Source organism: Simkania negevensis Z (assembly GCF_000237205.1).
In the GTDB taxonomy this organism is placed as follows: domain Bacteria; phylum Chlamydiota; class Chlamydiia; order Chlamydiales; family Simkaniaceae; genus Simkania; species Simkania negevensis.
Map to the genome: position 1 here is coordinate 1044492 of NC_015713.1, position 15154 is coordinate 1059645.

A 15154-nucleotide genomic window follows, 5' to 3' on the forward strand; every position below is an offset into this window, starting at 1 on the left:
GTTAGAGCATCAAGATAGGTTGTAATAGACATAAACTTCTATTAGGCGTAAAATAATTGCCATTTAAAAAAAAAGGCAGTTAAGAAGGGAATTATGGCTATACATGCAACGAACTATTTGGATCAATGGAAACTAAATCTTTCACAATATCAGCGTGATCCAGAGAGTTATTATTTAACGCAGGATCTTGAGTTAAAGGAGGGCAAGGGACAAGGACTTCCAGATGCCGAAAAAGTTTTCTCTTCTTGGAGAAAGAAAAAAGTCTTTGTATTTCAAGATCATCAAGAGAAAGAAAAGTTTCACGAGATTTGCTCCCAACTTAGCCATATTTACTGTGAAAATCCAACCGCAACGAAAATCTTTCAATGGGTATGCAAGTCGCTACCGATCATCCATAGTAAAGTGCGCTACTTAGAAAGCCTGCAAAAAACCATGACGATGTTTTGCATCGTGAAGGAATCCTACCTGAATTATGCAAGAAAGAGCTTGCTCATGGCAAAAGGATTGGAAATTGGGAGGGAACTGAAAAACCGAAATATCATTATCGCTCATGAAGAAGAAATGGGTATGGCTATGCTTTTTCCCGAAGCCTCTTCTTCAAAAGAGCTAGCTTTTTTAATCGCTTTTATTCAGGAAATCAAAAAGACAAACTCAGCTGCAGATCATAAAGGCAGTCTATTTTTAGCCACAAAAAAAGATCTCTCTAATTGCCGTTCTTTTTTGTTAAAGCATTGCAAAAGCAATGACCCATCTATTAGTGAAATGGCTAAAGTCATTCTCTTACAATATGATCTAGATGAAACGATTGGTAAAATCAAAGAGATGGCTCCACATTTCGAATCGAGTAGAAGAGATTTTTCCAGCATGACAGAATGGGCCACTGATATTGGGGAATATTTTCCCAATTGTACAGAAGTTTTGAACGAACTGGCTCATTTTTACTTCATTCAGGGTGAACATGAAATTGTTCAACGATATAATTCGGCAACGACCCTTTATTTTATATCTATTCAACAAAAATTGAGCGAGGTTGAACAAATACTTAAGCAGCATGAGTCTCTTTATTCATTTTTCTCTTTAGAAATGGGCCGTATGTTAATTTCTAAAAACAGTGATTCATACAGAAATTTTTATTGTGGAAATGCAAGGCTTTTTACTTCTCAAGAATTTTTAAACAAACAGCCTGAACATCTAGATTTGTCATTTTCTTATGAGCGTGGAGATGTTTCAAGTCTTTCTTTGCCAGATAAAAGTGATTTTCTTCCGGATCATTTGAAAAAGCCTGTGAAAAGTAAAAAAAGAAAACAAAAAGAGCAGATTTCAAAATCAAAGAAATCAACACCTAAGAAAAAAATAGATGCCTTATCTCTTCCAACTGAGGAAGTCCAAATCAAGACAATCGAAGTCTCCTGGCGTGAGCAAATTGGACTTACAAAAGCGATACCGCTTATTCAATATGCGACACATGTCACAAGATGGTTTGAGAACCTAGATGCTGTCTTAGAAACAGAAGAGTATGTTTCTCAAGGTGAAAGTGTACGAAAATGGGCACGTTATGCTCATACATTCCCTTTCATTGTCGACCAGTTTGTTGAGACTCCTTATTGCCATCAAGGAATTTACGAAAACCCAAGAACAGAAAGCAAAGATATTCTTTATTCTATTCCTGCAGAAGTGACGACCCCTCAAGGAACGAAACGTGTCTTGTTTCAATATGCAGTCGATCGTAAGACTAAGATATGTTACCATCGCTGTATCCATCGCATTCCTAATGAAGACTTTATTCAATCTTTTCTCGATGAAAAAGTCTGGAATCGCATTGATTATCCAACGATTGCAGAGTCAGTAGAGCTGGAAAATCGTGCTTCAATGAAGCTCGAAGAAAATGGGGTTTTGCTTTCATACGAACCCACCTTTGGGTCTGTTGCATTTGAAGAGGGGCCGTTTAAAATCACATTATTCCGCTTAGAATTTTAGATAGTGTTGCCACTAGTCGACTAAGGATTGATTAACTCGAGACGACATCAATCTAAATGGGCCAGACTTTTTTGCCTTTGATGTAGACCGCTTTGACTTGTTGAGGATGAGGGCGGAAAATAGTTCTCCCAAGACGTTCAAGTGGTTTTTGGTAGGAAGATAAAGAGTTGGGATAAAGAGGATCGCAGATCTGATCTTGAACAATAATAAAGTCAGCATCTTTCCCCCTTTCCAAACTTCCAACTTTGTCTTGTAATCCTAAAGCTTTGGCTCCATTTAAGGTAGCCATTCGAAGGAGATCTTGAAGAGAAAGTTTATTTTCTGACACTTTTTGCTCTTGGAGAATGTGGCTTATCTCACTTGCACTTCGCATAATGTCGAAAAGAGAAAGGTTTGCTCCACCTCCTGAATCTGTCCCTAGTGCAACGATACTTCCCCAGTCTATTAATTTTGTCACAGGTAAAAGACCCATATTCCAAAAAATATTACTATTAGGGCAATGGCAAATGGCAGCGTGCTTTTTGCCGAGTTCTTTCCATTCTGACTCACTCAAGCCTGTTCCGTGAGCAAAAAGGGTACGCGGTGTGAAAAAGTCGGTATTTTTGAACACTTCGAGTAAATTATCGGCCCAGGGAAAGTTTTGAGTTATCGACATTGCAAATTCAGGAACGTAATCTAAGTGTGTGTGTAAAAGAAGATCGTGCGTTTGGGCGTAGTGAGCGGCTTGTCGTAGCAGTTGCTCTGAACAAGTGACCGCAAAACGGGGATTGATTGAAACTTCAAGTTCACCTCTTTTATGCCAGGATCTTAAATGGGTATCCAATTGCTCAAAAACATGATTGAGATCGGTTTTCAAATGAGGAGGACTATTAATATCCATCAAAACCTGTCCTACTATTGCCCGCAGACCAGACTGGTGTGCTTCTTGAAATACTTTTGTTGTGGCTTGAGCAGAGCTTGTGACAAAGGTCGCCATGCATGTTGTTCCTTGTGATAAAGCCTGCTGAAAAAAGGTACGCGAGAGAAAGGCGGCAAATTCCAGATCTTGATTAAAGTGGATTTCTTCGGGAAAGACATATTTTTCAAGCCAGTCTCCGATGGCAAGGTCACATGCTCCAACTATGGGATACTGGGAGAGATGATTGTGGGTGTCAATGAGGCCAGGTAAGATTAAAGCACCATTTGTATCGATCACCTGATGATTGACCGGTTCTTGCAACTGACCAATGTTTAAAATAGTACCCTCTTGATCATAGGTTATTGCTCCTTTTTCAAGAGTGAGAAAGTCTCCTGAGTCAAGAGGTGAAATCAGAGTCCCTAGTACTGATGTGGTATGAGCCATCTCCTTAGTCCATCGATCATTGAGTTTTTTGTTTGAATAGGAGAATGCGAATTTTTTTTCTACTCCCAATTCCTCATGTTGCAAATTTATATGGATTGACTACTTAGGTGACTGAACTCTGGAGTTCTTTCACTCATTCTCAGGGATTTTTCTCTTTCTTCTCAGTCTTTTTGCCTTGAGACTAAGCAAAGCAAACCTAGAGTTCAGGTTTAAGAAGGTTTTGTTAGATTTGAAACAAAGGGAAAATGGTTAAAATCGATGATTACTTAATATGTTTATAATTAATAAGATATGAAAAAATCTGCCCAGCTTGTTGACATGTAATGTTGTAATGGTGTAACATTACAGTATAACAAAGAGAGAATCTTATGGATGAAGATGGTTGGAAGCGATTTATTCGCCTCTGCTTAAAAGCCAAAACCCCTGAGATGCTAAATAGCCTTTTCCACGTTTTTTTGACGCCTGAAGAAAGAGTGGATCTTTCTAAGCGGATCTTGATTGTACAAGAGCTTTTGAATGGTGAAAAAACGCAAAGGGAAATGGCCAAAGATCTTCAAGTGAGTATTGCAAAAATCACGCGGGGATCGAATGAGCTCAAGGGAATTGATGAAAAGTTAAAACAGTTTTTGAAAAGAAGCCTCTAAATTGATATGGGTAAAACATGTTTACAAGTTTGAGTTTATCTCAGTTCCAAAAGCTCGCCGAAAAAGGCAAACGGGTCGCAGTATTTAAAGAGTTTTCCTCCGATCTCATCACTCCGATGACCGCGCAACAAGCTTTAGCGCACGATGAAAAAGAGCTCATTATGCTTGAGTCTGGTGAAAAGTCGAGAGTTGTTGGGCGTTATTCCCATATTGGATTCAATCCGATTGCAGAGATCCGCGCTTACGGCAAGTCATCAATAGTGCGTGAAAATCAAGAGCAGTACACCTATGAAGGAGATCCCTTTCAGCTTTTAAGAGAGCTTCATGAAAAGTACAAGTGTGTTTCAGAAAGAGATTTGATTGGTTTGGCAGGTGGGGCAACGGGATATGTTGCCTACGATGCGATCCGCTATGTAGAAAAGATTCCTGATTCGCATGAAGATCAGCGGGTGATGCCCGATCTCTTTTTTCAATTTTTTAAACATAGCATCACTTTTGATCACTTTAAAGGGGTGGCGCTCATCGTAACTGTTGTGGAAGCAAAAGGGGATTTAGAAAAGGTCTACGCTGAAGCAATCGATGAAATCGATCGGATTCATGAGCGAGTCATAGAACCTCCAGAGATTCCCAAGAAGGAAAAACGAGAGGCCAAACTCGATGTGAAAATCATTCCGGATGACGAAGAGTTTAAAAAGATCATCTTGAAGGCCAAAGAGTACATTAATCAAGGAGATGTCTTTCAAGTGGTTCCTTCTAGACGTTTTCAAGTGCCACTAACCGTTTCTCCTGCTGAGTTGTACCGCTCTATGCGACTTGTCACATCCTCTCCTTATATGTTTTTCTTTCAGCAAAAAGATTTTGCTATTACTGGTGCTTCGCCGGAAAAACTTGTGAGCTTGCATGGTAAAGAGCTCGAAACGATTCCTCTTGCAGGAACACTTCCTAGAGGAAAGACTGAAGAAGAAGATCTGCAAGCGGAAAAAGATTTGCTTAATGATCCTAAGGAAACGGCAGAACATATGATGCTTGTCGACCTAGGAAGAAATGACTTAGGCATTGTTGCCAAGCCGGGCTCTGTCTATGTCAAAGAGCTCAAGGTGGTGCAACGATTTTCTCATGTGATGCACATTGCCAGTTTTATCAGAGCGGAGATTCGAGAAGAGTGTGATGCCTTTGATGCTTTAAAGGCGACGTTTCCTGCAGGAACATTAAGTGGGGCACCGAAAATTCGAGCGATGGAAATCATCGATGAATTAGAGCCCTATCGGCGTGGCCCTTATGGAGGCGCCATCTGTTTTTTTGATCATTTAGGCGGTTTAGAGTCGTGTATTGGCATCCGTATGGCTATCATTCAGAATCAAATCGCGACAATTCAAGCCGGAATGGGTGTTGTGTATGATTCCGACCCTCAAAAAGAGGCCGATGAATCGAGGCACAAGGCCCGTGGAATTTTAGAAGCCATTCGTGCTGCGGAGGCAGGAGAAATATGATCGTCATCATCGATAACTACGATAGTTTTACTTACAATCTCTACCAACTTGTCGCGAAGCATACGCATGTACGAGTGATTCGCAATGATGCCATGAGTGTCAAAGAAATTGAAGATCTGAGGCCCGAAGGTATTATCATTTCTCCTGGGCCTGGGATGCCGAAAGACGCTGGTATTTGTGTTGAGCTTTACCAAAAGCTCGAAGGGCGCATTCCGGTTTTAGGAGTCTGTTTGGGACACCAAGCTTTGGCTGAAGCCTTTGGTGGAAAGGTGGTTCATGCAGGAGAGGTGATTCACGGAAAACCTGCTACGGTTTTCCATGCGAGAAAAGATTTGTTCCAAAAGATGCCGCTCCCATTTCGAGCTGCGAGGTACCATTCGCTCATTGTTGAAAAAACCTCCCTCCCCAAGACATTTCTCATTGAGGCAGAAACCGAAACAGGAGCCATTATGGGGATGAAACATATCGAGTATCCTTACTACGGATTGCAGTTTCACCCTGAATCGATTTTAACACCTGAAGGAGAAAAGCTCATCTTAGCTTTTCTCGAAATATGTAAGGAAAATAAACGTGCTTAAACAGGTGATCGAGCAGCTTATCAATGGAGAAGATCTCACGCATGACGTTTGTGAAAAAGTGATCCATGAGATGATTTCTGGAAGAAACGAAAGTCAGATGGCTGCCTTTCTTGTTCTCATGCGTCAAAAAGGAGAAACAGCTGACGAACTGTTTGGCATTGTGAAAGCCATGCGACAAAAAATGATTCCCGTCCCTATTGAGATACCCGTGCTGGATATTGTGGGAACAGGAGGAGATCAATCCCATTCGGTTAACATTTCCACTGGAGCTTCCATTTTAGCGGCCGCGTGTGGCGTCAAAGTGGCCAAACATGGGAACCGCGCTTCTTCTTCAAAGTGTGGCTCAGCCGATGTTTTAGAAGCAATGGGCCTTCCTATCGAGCTCGGGCCAGATAAAGTAAAGGAGGCTTTAGATCAATTCAATATTGGATTCATGTTTGCTCCATTTTACCATCCGGTGTTTAAGGAAATTGCAAAAGTGCGAAAACAGCTTGGAATTCGGACCCTGTTTAATTTTATTGGCCCACTCCTCAATCCTGCCATCCCTCCTTTTCATCTTTTTGGTGTTGCAAGAAGTGAGTTGATTGACTTACTGGCCGATGTTTTGCTTTTACTTAAAACCAAACGCGCACTGATTTTTCACTGCGAAGGTTTAGATGAACTCACTCCCGTTGGTCCTTGTGATATCGTCGAAGTCACAGAAGGGAAAAAGATTCGATTCACTCTCGATCCCAAAGATTTGGGATTTCAGCGGTGCACAAAAAAAGATTTAGAAGGAGACGACCCCAAATTAAATGCTCGGCTTTTATTAGAAGCGTTTCAAGGAAAACCTGGACCGATTGCAGACACACTCATTTTAAATGCGGGAGTGGCAATTTACGTTTATGGTCTTGCAAACTCTATTGAAGAAGGAATTGAAAAAGCGCGCGAAGTGCAGCAAACTGGAAAAGCCATGGAGGTCGTTGAAAAATGGAAAACCTTTTAGAAAAGATTCTTAAGTATAAAGAGCAAGAAGTTAACGCATTGAAAGAGGAAGTAGCCGCCAATCCAGATCATCCTATCCATGAGATTTTGGACAAGGGGCGCTCTTTTAAAAAGCGTTTTTTTGAAGCGTCCTTAAAAGAGCCGGGGCTTGCTGTGATTGCAGAGGTCAAACGGAAATCTCCTTCTGAAGGAACCATTGGTGAAATTCCTTCTGCTGCAGATTTAGCAATCCTTTATGCTGAAGGAGGAGCTGCGGCGATTTCTGTTTTAACAGATGGGCCAAGTTTTGGGGGATCTCTCGCCGATTTAGAAGCCGTTCGGGAAAAAAGCCCTTTACCCTTGCTCCGAAAGGATTTCACAATAGACCCTATCCAAATAGCTGAAGCCGCGGTAAGCGGAGCCAATGCAGTGCTCATCATTGTTGCTGCTGTGAAAGATAAGACCAAGGCTCTTATTCAAGAAGCCGAAAGAATGGGGATGGAAGCGTTAGTCGAGGTAACAAATGAAGAAGAGCTCACGATTGCAGTCGCTGCTGATGCTCGGATCATTGGAGTAAACAATCGGGATCTCAAAACTTTCAAAGTTGACATTCAAACAGCTCTCAAGCTCAAATCTTTCATGCCAGACTATGTTGCTTCTGTTGCAGCTTCGGGGATTAAAGGACCTGAGGATGCAAAAAAAATGCGTGAAGCGGGCTATGATGCAATCTTGGTCGGGCAATCGATTGTCGAATCAAACGATCCTCGCTCTTACATTAAGCAGCTCCGAGGTTTAGAATGATTCTCGTGAAGATTTGCGGTATTACTGATTCCAAAACAGCTACCATTGCGATACAAGAAGGAGCCGCTTTCATTGGACTCATTTTTGAAAAGAGTTCTCATCGATATGTGACACCTGAGAGAGCCAAGGAAATTGCAGATCAGACCAAAAAAGGAGGAGCCATTCCTGTAGGAGTGTTCACTGACCATCATGCAGAAGAGATTGAAAGAATTGCCAAAGAAGTGGGTTTAGAAATGGTTCAACTGCATGGAAAAAATGCACGCCTTGCTTCGCAAAATTTGCCTCATCATTTGACCCGTTTGTTTGTTTTGCATGTCCATGCAAACGGATCGATTGAAGTGGCAGATTTAACTTCTCTTGATGAGAAACGGGATTTTCTCTTGTATGATGGAATGGTTCCAGGAAGTGGAAAGACCTTCAATTGGGAAAACTTTCACCCGAATAAGCAGTTTCGCTTTTTTCTTGCTGGAGGATTAAATGCTGAAAATGTACAACTTGCAATTAAACTGAAACGGCCGTCAGCAGTCGATGTTTCAAGTGGAGTTGAAAATCCTAAAACCAGGAAAAAAGACCCGGAAAAAATCCGTCTTTTTATCCAAAAGGTCCGAGAGGTCGCATGAAAGGACGTTATGGTACATTTGGTGGTGCTTACATTCCTGAAATCTTTGTCACTCCGATGCAAGATCTTAAAAAGATGTGGGAAACAGTCCAATCGACTCCTCAGTTTTTGGCTGAGCTCCGTCACGTTTTAAAAACCTATGCGGGGCGTCCTACTGCGCTTACAGAAATCAATCACTTTGCAAAGGCCATTGGGGGCCCTCGTATTTTCCTCAAGCGAGAAGATTTGCTCCATACGGGCGCTCACAAACTGAATAACACCCTTGGTCAATGCCTTATTGCAAAAAAAATGGGAAAAACCCGGGTGATTGCTGAAACAGGGGCAGGACAACATGGAGTAGCGACTGCGACTGCGTGCGCTTTTATGGGAATGAAGTGCGTCGTTTACATGGGGAAAAAAGATGTGATTCGCCAAGCGCCCAATGTGAAGAAAATGAAGCTTCTTGGCGCTGAGGTTATTCCTGTTGAGAAAGGGGGGCAAACCTTAAAAGATGCCATCAATGAAGCGATGCGTGATTGGTCCCAGACATACGAAGAAAGCCATTACTGTTTAGGTTCTGCGCTCGGTCCACACCCTTATCCCGAAATGGTTGCTTTTTTCCAAAAAGTGATTGGGGAAGAAGCGAAAAAACAGCTGTTAGAACAAGAAAAATGTTTGCCAGATTTAGTGGTTGCATGTGTTGGAGGGGGATCTAATGCGATTGGAATATTTGCTCCTTTTATTGAAGAGAAAAGTGTGAAACTTATTGGCGTTGAAGGAGGTGGCCATTCTAACAAGCTTGGAGAACATGCTGCTCGATTTAGTGGTGGATCGCCGGGAATTTTACATGGAACCCATTCGTATGTTTTACAAGATGAAAATGGGCAGATTGCTCCCACATCTTCGATTTCTGCAGGGCTTGACTATCCAGGAGTTGGGCCTGAGCATGCACATTTACATGAAACTAAACGGGCTGCGTATGTTTCTGTAACAGATGACGAAGCACTCGAAGCATTTAAACTTTTGTCGAAGACAGAAGGGATCATTCCTGCACTTGAAAGTGCGCACGCCCTGGCCTACGTCATGAAAGTTGCCAGTAGGTATCCCAAAGATGCTATTATCTTAGTCAATCTTTCCGGCCGGGGAGAAAAAGATCTCCCAGACCTCTTTGATAGGGGGCTTTTATGATCCGTGAACTCTTTGAAAAGAAAAAAGCTTATATTGGTTACCTCACAGCTGGGGATGGGGGACTTGAGCATACAGAAAAAATGGCCCTTGCCCTCGTTGAAGGGGGCGTCGACCTTTTAGAATTGGGCATTCCTTTTTCAGAACCCATTGCCGACGGTCCCGTCATTCAAGACGCTGTTGAGCGGGCCCTCGATGCTGGGACCACACCTCACCAGGTGATCGAACTTGTTTCTCGTTTGCGTAAGAAAATAGCTGTTCCGATTGTTTTAATGACTTATTTCAACCCCATCTTTGTTGCAGGTCAGGAATTTTTAAAAGAGGCCAAAGCAGCAGGAGTGAATGGGTTGCTCATTGTAGACCTTCCTCCAGAAGAAGCTGATGACTATTTGACATGGATGAAAGAGGCGGAGCTTGAAACCATCTTTATCGTGGCACCTTCAACACCCGAAGAGAGAATTCCTACGATTTGCAGAATTTCAACAGGCTTTATTTATTATGCTTGCCGAAAGGGCACCACCGGAATGAAAAAAGGTGTGCCAGAAGATTTACCCGAGAAAATTGCCCAAATCCGGCGTCATACTGACCTGCCCATAGCTGTTGGTTTTGGCGTTTCTTCAGCAGAAATCGCAAGAGAAATTCTCACTTATGCCGATGGATTTATTGTGGGTTCCTTTCTTGTTCAAGCGGCCCATGAGCAAACCAATCCCATAGAATTGACGAGGCTAGCAGCCTCACTTGATCCCAGGAGCTTACTATGATTATCGTATTAAAAAAAGAGACGACCTTAGCAGACTGTGAGCAGCTCATCGAAAAGCTCGAGTGGATGGGATTTGAAGCGCGTATTTCAGAGGCGCAAGGTCGGTTCTCTATTGCGATCATTAAGGGGATCGATGATTTGACCGATATTAATCTGTTCAAAGGATTGCCACACGTTGCTGAAATCGCCGATTTTAAACATCCATTTAAATTAGCGGCTCGAGAATTTCAACCCCGAGACACAGTGATTTCCATCAAAGGTATCGAAATTGGAGGGGACACACTTGCGATCATGGCAGGCCCTTGCTCGATCGAATCGAAAGAGCAGATCATGGAGTCTGCGAGAATCATTGCAAGTGAAGGGGTCCGCATTTTGCGTGGAGGAGCTTTTAAACCGCGCACTTCCCCTTACGCTTTTCAAGGGCTGGAAGAAAAAGGGCTGCAGTACATGAAAGAAGCTGCTGAGAAATACAACCTCATCACGATTTCCGAAGTAATGGACGGCGATCAAATTGAGCTTATGTCCGAGTATGTTGACATTTTGCAAATTGGTGCCCGCAACATGCAAAACTTCACCCTTCTTAAAAAGCTCGGCAACACCAAATGTGCGATTTTTTTAAAGCGAGGACTTTCTGCGACCTATCAAGACCTTCTCATGTCTGCAGAATATGTTCTCGATAGGGGAAATTCCAACGTGATGCTTTGTGAGCGGGGAATTCGCACTTTTGAAACCTATAGTCGAAACACATTGGATCTTGCAGCAGTACCAATCTTGCAGGATCTCACCCATCTTCCCATCATTGTTGATCCAAGTCATGGCACAGGCATTCGGAAAATGGTTTGTCCCATGGCACTAGCTGGCGTTGCGGCTGGAGCGGACGGTCTCATGGTCGAGATGCACCCTGAACCCGATAAAGCAGTTTCTGATAAGCAACAAACTATCAGCCCAGAAGCTTTTCGGGACATGATGCAAAAACTGCGAACTATTGGGCCAGCAGTCAACATGAAAATCCCATCTAATTAAAATATTATATATTATTAAATTATAATATTAATTCTGTTATAATTTTGTAAAAAAGATGGAAAGAAAAGGGATGATTAAAATTCAAACGCTATTTAATTTAGCTAATAAAGAGACGCAGCTCTCATTCGAGGATCAAAAGCGGCAGGATTTAGATCAGGTGGTTCAGACGTTTGCTTCACGTATTGACCCTTCATTGAATTCTGTTTTATCAATTAAAAAATTTATTTACCAAAATTACAGGGCCTCACCACTTTTCGATTTCGAAAAGCGGGAAGTCATTCATGACTCAGTCAAAACGTTTCTCACCGCGCGCTCTGGCTATCTAGAAGCCGTTTCAAATTGGGCACAAAAAAAGCTACCTGATGCGACCTCAGGTGAGCATGTTGAGTTTGTGCGCAACTCTCTACGCCAAATTGATCCCGAACTTGTCGGTGAAAAGCGGTTTGGAGAAACTGATGTGCATTTTGTCAAATTTGCCAAATGGGCCTTTTATGCGCTTTCTCGCACATTTACTTCTGATGATAAAATCGAGAAGCGCACGAGACGTTTAGATGTGTTAGAGACAAGGCATAGTCTTGAGCAGGACCGGTCAAAAGCCCTCAAGTTCTTTCAACAAGAAATGAAAGAATTTTTACCTGAGCAACCAATTACAACACTTTCTGAAGTTGCAGCTTACTTTCAAAGCCAATATGTGAACCTTTCTCCATTGGAATTAATGGAAGTTCAAGAAGAATTCACAGCATTTCAAGAGGCTAAAACATCATACTTTCATAAATTGGCACAGCTCGATCATACACTTGACGAAATTTTTGGAAGAAGTCCTTTACCTTGCACTTCTAAAGAAACTACTGAAACTGAATCAATTGAAGAAAATGTCGAGGAACCTATCGAGCTTGCTGATCGTACGATTTATAAAGGGAGTTTAGCCCAAAAGCATCTCAGAACAACTATCATCAATGCATTAACATCATCTGAAAAAGATCGAGAAATTGGAGCGTTTGTTGCTGAGCATCTCATTCCAACAGGAATCAATCAGTTTGTACTTTATAAACGTGAAAAGAAATGTGAAATCCATTTTGACAAGACAAAAGAGGGAATTAACTCAGAGGCAGAAACAAAAGACCGGAAGTATGTTGTTGATCATAAACTTGTCATCACCTTTAACAATGAAGGCAAGATCGAGTTTGAAAATGGTGCTTATCGCATTGGAGTTGTTTCAAGAGATTTGGAACGCCATTTAGATAAAGCTCCTAGTTTTTTACGTGGTTCTGCGAAAGCAGCTCTGGGAGATTATATTGAAAAAGGGCTGAAACTCTCTCTTGATTTAAAAGGAATTAGCTTTATGAATGAGGGGATACGCCTGCATCTCTCACCGATTTTAGATGATCGAGAGGTTTCTATGGAAGGAGGCATTCCTCCCTCAGGAGTAATTGGGAGTTTGATCCAGAAATTTACTTCTCATGATGATGTTCCTTTTGAGGAGATGAAGAAAAGCTATACTCACTTCGTCTGGAATTAATCGCAAGCTTCATAGAGTCAGTATCTTTATGATGATGAAAGAAATGTGATCGAAGAATCAGAGATCTATTCTAACTTTCTTGAAATGATCTTTTCTTGCTTCATCCATAGGATAAATTTGAATATATTTATTGTCATTTTGGATGTAATCAATGGATTAAATTCATTTGAAATATTTGCCTTAAAAAACTTATTATTAAGTATTTACTGCTCCTCGAGTCACCATCTTCAGCTTGTTTTTTATTTAAGTAATTTATAATAAATTACTTATAATTTAATATTATTTAATTATATAAATTATTAATTATGTTATAATAAGTTCTTTGGGGATCAAGGAACGGTATAAAAATGAGCGTTAGTTTTAATGCTATAACTTCAGTTATTCAAGAGCAAAAGCCTTTAAAAAGCATTTTAAAAAAGCAAGAAAGTCAAGTTATTGACCCTCAAGAAGTTAGTCTTTCAGTAACTGCTGAAATTCACGAACTCTGGAATAAATCTAAGGAACTACGAGATAACGCAATCCAAAATAATAATGCACGCCTTTATGAAATCGACCCAGAGTTAGTCGGAAGCCCGCGTTGGACAGGTTGCTGTATTATTAGCATTTTTCGTTACATTGCATGCGCTTTCTCAAGTTGGTGGAACCAAGATGAAATCAAGACGCTGCAGGCTGCAAACAAGATCTTACAAAATCCCGCATTTCAAAACTTCAAATCTGAAAAAAAATGGGGGTCAGCTGCTGTTCGAGCTCTGAATCACTCCAAAATTAGTCACCTGCAAGATCGAAAACAAGTCATGGACTTAAGTGGAACCCTCGATAAGGTTCTCAAACTTTCTATTTCTTGGGCAGATTCGCAAAAAAAACCTCTAAAAGGAGAATGTGTATTTCTTTTATCTGCTGAAGAAAAGAAAGAGAAAAGGATAACTTCCCATAACGCAAATAGAAAGATGGCCTTTTATAGAAAAGCCCGAGCTTATGGTCGCTTAAATCACGATGTTCAGTGTGGAACTTATAAAAATTCAGCTAAGGATGATAGAGATGTGATCAAAGAATCAGAGATCAATTGGAACTTTTTAAAAAATCAACAACCTCGCCGAAGAAGAGATCTAACCAAAGTCAACCGGCAGTGGAATGAAGAATACAACGGGAAGTAGTTTGAGTATAAGTGAGATCTATTCCAACCCGCTTGAATTTTCCTTTTCCTTTATTTTCTATAGAAATTTAAATAAATTTTTTGTCACTTTCAAGCCGCGCTCAAACGAATCAGATTTCAAAAACTTATTAAATTTTTTTTATTGAATATTTCGAAAAAATCTGGTGAAAGCAATTGGGAAATCTAAGATAATGAGTCTTTTTCAAAGGCTTAAAGTTATGAAAGGATTTATTCTCCTAGAAACGCCACGAGAGAAGTTAACAAAAGATCACTATGGGACCCAGAGATTACTAGAGGTAGCTGAAAAAAGAAATTTAGACTTTCAGCTCATCTCCCCCAGGCAGTTTGAGTTGATTGTGACTCGTGATGATAAAAAAAGTATTTTAATCGATGACAAACCTGTTGAATTGCCCGATGTAGTGATTCCACGCATGGGATCGGATACCAGTTATTATGCCCTTGCTGTTCTTAGGCAACTAGAGCATTTGGGAGTCTATGTCTGCAATAATGCCAGAGCTGTCGAAACAGTCAAAGATAAGCTCCATAGTCATCAAGTGCTTGCTTATAGTAGCCTTCCAACTCCTAAAACAATGTTAGCTAAATTTCCTATCGAGCTTTCAGTCATTCGAAGAGAGATTGGATTCCCTCTTGTGATTAAAAATATCACAGGAACTCATGGGAAAGGGATTTATCTATGTGATTCAGAAGAGAAATTCACCGATGTGATGGAGTTTATTTATAGCCAAAATGCCAACGCCAATATCATCATTCAAGAATTTATGGAGGCGAGTAGAGGAAAAGATTTGCGCGTCTTTGTTTTAGGCGGACGTGTGATCGGATGTATGCTCCGTTCATCCAAGACTAGTTTCAAGGCTAATTTTTCTAAAGGAGGCGATGTACATAAATTTGATCTAACCCCTGAAATTGAATGGCTAGCAACAGAAACAGCAAGGTTGCTCAACTTAGATATTGCTGGAATTGACCTTTTATTCGACAAAAAAGGGTATAAAGTCTGTGAAGCAAACTCGGCACCCGGATTTCAAGGTTTAGAAAAAATTGTTGGAAAACGTATTGCCGAAGATATTATGGATTATATTCAGTTAAAAGTTGGAAAAAGTTAA

Annotated in this window: 14 protein-coding genes; 13 read left to right on the forward strand and 1 reads right to left on the reverse strand. The window is 41.0% G+C overall.

What is annotated here, in order from left to right; translation table 11 throughout:
• The first annotated feature begins 93 nt into the window (after positions 1 to 93).
• Positions 94 to 1977 carry a hypothetical protein gene (locus SNE_RS05425; RefSeq protein WP_013943357.1) on the forward strand — a complete coding sequence of 628 codons (1884 nt, stop codon included), beginning with the start codon at positions 94 to 96 and terminating at the stop codon, positions 1975 to 1977.
• Between the two features lie 52 nt (positions 1978 to 2029).
• Here SNE_RS05425 and SNE_RS05430 read toward each other — a convergent pair whose 3' ends face one another.
• Positions 2030 to 3319, reverse strand: coding sequence for an amidohydrolase family protein (locus SNE_RS05430; RefSeq protein WP_041419273.1), 1290 nt, complete (start codon positions 3317 to 3319; stop codon positions 2030 to 2032).
• A gap of 368 nt (positions 3320 to 3687) precedes the next feature.
• On the opposite strand from SNE_RS05430, the gene trpR reads away from it, so the two are divergent.
• The 12 genes from trpR to SNE_RS05490 all read left to right on the forward strand — a co-directional run bounded on the left by trpR (position 3688) and on the right by SNE_RS05490 (position 15154).
• Positions 3688 to 3963, forward strand: coding sequence for a trp operon repressor (gene trpR / locus SNE_RS05435; protein WP_013943359.1), 276 nt, complete (start codon positions 3688 to 3690; stop codon positions 3961 to 3963).
• Between the two features lie 17 nt (positions 3964 to 3980).
• Positions 3981 to 5453: an anthranilate synthase component I family protein gene (locus SNE_RS05440; protein WP_013943360.1), complete on the forward strand. Its 1473-nt coding sequence runs from the start codon at positions 3981 to 3983 to the stop codon at positions 5451 to 5453.
• Positions 5450 to 6031, forward strand: coding sequence for an anthranilate synthase component II (locus tag SNE_RS05445; RefSeq protein ID WP_013943361.1), 582 nt, complete (start codon positions 5450 to 5452; stop codon positions 6029 to 6031). Before SNE_RS05440 ends, SNE_RS05445 begins: the two co-directional genes overlap by 4 nt.
• The gene (trpD, locus tag SNE_RS05450) at positions 6024 to 7016 is read left to right on the forward strand and encodes an anthranilate phosphoribosyltransferase (RefSeq protein ID WP_013943362.1); all 993 of its coding nucleotides are present in this window, start codon (positions 6024 to 6026) and stop codon (positions 7014 to 7016) included. Before SNE_RS05445 ends, trpD begins: the two co-directional genes overlap by 8 nt.
• Positions 7001 to 7795, forward strand: a complete 795-nt coding sequence (trpC, locus tag SNE_RS05455) for an indole-3-glycerol phosphate synthase TrpC (protein WP_013943363.1) — start codon at positions 7001 to 7003, stop codon at positions 7793 to 7795. The genes trpD and trpC overlap by 16 nt, the downstream gene beginning before the upstream one ends.
• Complete coding sequence (locus SNE_RS05460) at positions 7792 to 8415, forward strand: phosphoribosylanthranilate isomerase (protein WP_013943364.1); 624 nt, start codon at positions 7792 to 7794, stop codon at positions 8413 to 8415. The genes trpC and SNE_RS05460 overlap by 4 nt, the downstream gene beginning before the upstream one ends.
• Positions 8412 to 9581: a tryptophan synthase subunit beta gene (gene trpB, locus SNE_RS05465; RefSeq protein ID WP_013943365.1), complete on the forward strand. Its 1170-nt coding sequence runs from the start codon at positions 8412 to 8414 to the stop codon at positions 9579 to 9581. The genes SNE_RS05460 and trpB overlap by 4 nt, the downstream gene beginning before the upstream one ends.
• The gene (gene trpA / locus SNE_RS05470; protein ID WP_013943366.1) at positions 9578 to 10339 is read left to right on the forward strand and encodes a tryptophan synthase subunit alpha; all 762 of its coding nucleotides are present in this window, start codon (positions 9578 to 9580) and stop codon (positions 10337 to 10339) included. Before trpB ends, trpA begins: the two co-directional genes overlap by 4 nt.
• Positions 10336 to 11361 (forward strand): 3-deoxy-7-phosphoheptulonate synthase, encoded by a 1026-nt coding sequence (gene aroF, locus SNE_RS05475; protein ID WP_013943367.1) that lies wholly within the window; start codon positions 10336 to 10338, stop codon positions 11359 to 11361. Before trpA ends, aroF begins: the two co-directional genes overlap by 4 nt.
• A 55-nt stretch (positions 11362 to 11416) precedes the next feature.
• Complete coding sequence (locus SNE_RS05480) at positions 11417 to 12880, forward strand: hypothetical protein (protein WP_013943368.1); 1464 nt, start codon at positions 11417 to 11419, stop codon at positions 12878 to 12880.
• Positions 12881 to 13227: 347 nt separating this feature from the next.
• Positions 13228 to 14034: a hypothetical protein gene (locus SNE_RS05485; protein WP_013943369.1), complete on the forward strand. Its 807-nt coding sequence runs from the start codon at positions 13228 to 13230 to the stop codon at positions 14032 to 14034.
• A 217-nt stretch (positions 14035 to 14251) separates the two neighbouring features.
• Positions 14252 to 15154 (forward strand): ATP-grasp domain-containing protein, encoded by a 903-nt coding sequence (locus SNE_RS05490; protein WP_041419278.1) that lies wholly within the window; start codon positions 14252 to 14254, stop codon positions 15152 to 15154.

Excerpts from the sequence above, each read along its gene's own strand:
- SNE_RS05425 (WP_013943357.1), top strand. The coding sequence starts at position 94 with ATGGCTATACATGCAACGAACTATTTGGATCAATGGAAACTAAATCTT.
- SNE_RS05430 (WP_041419273.1), bottom strand. The coding sequence starts at position 3,319 with ATGGCTCATACCACATCAGTACTAGGGACTCTGATTTCACCTCTTGAC.
- trpR (WP_013943359.1), top strand. The coding sequence starts at position 3,688 with ATGGATGAAGATGGTTGGAAGCGATTTATTCGCCTCTGCTTAAAAGCC.
- SNE_RS05440 (WP_013943360.1), top strand. The coding sequence starts at position 3,981 with ATGTTTACAAGTTTGAGTTTATCTCAGTTCCAAAAGCTCGCCGAAAAA.
- SNE_RS05445 (WP_013943361.1), top strand. The coding sequence starts at position 5,450 with ATGATCGTCATCATCGATAACTACGATAGTTTTACTTACAATCTCTAC.
- trpC (WP_013943363.1), top strand. The coding sequence starts at position 7,001 with ATGGAAAACCTTTTAGAAAAGATTCTTAAGTATAAAGAGCAAGAAGTT.
- SNE_RS05460 (WP_013943364.1), top strand. The coding sequence starts at position 7,792 with ATGATTCTCGTGAAGATTTGCGGTATTACTGATTCCAAAACAGCTACC.
- trpB (WP_013943365.1), top strand. The coding sequence starts at position 8,412 with ATGAAAGGACGTTATGGTACATTTGGTGGTGCTTACATTCCTGAAATC.
- trpA (WP_013943366.1), top strand. The coding sequence starts at position 9,578 with ATGATCCGTGAACTCTTTGAAAAGAAAAAAGCTTATATTGGTTACCTC.
- aroF (WP_013943367.1), top strand. The coding sequence starts at position 10,336 with ATGATTATCGTATTAAAAAAAGAGACGACCTTAGCAGACTGTGAGCAG.
- SNE_RS05480 (WP_013943368.1), top strand. The coding sequence starts at position 11,417 with ATGGAAAGAAAAGGGATGATTAAAATTCAAACGCTATTTAATTTAGCT.
- SNE_RS05485 (WP_013943369.1), top strand. The coding sequence starts at position 13,228 with ATGAGCGTTAGTTTTAATGCTATAACTTCAGTTATTCAAGAGCAAAAG.
- SNE_RS05490 (WP_041419278.1), top strand. The coding sequence starts at position 14,252 with ATGAAAGGATTTATTCTCCTAGAAACGCCACGAGAGAAGTTAACAAAA.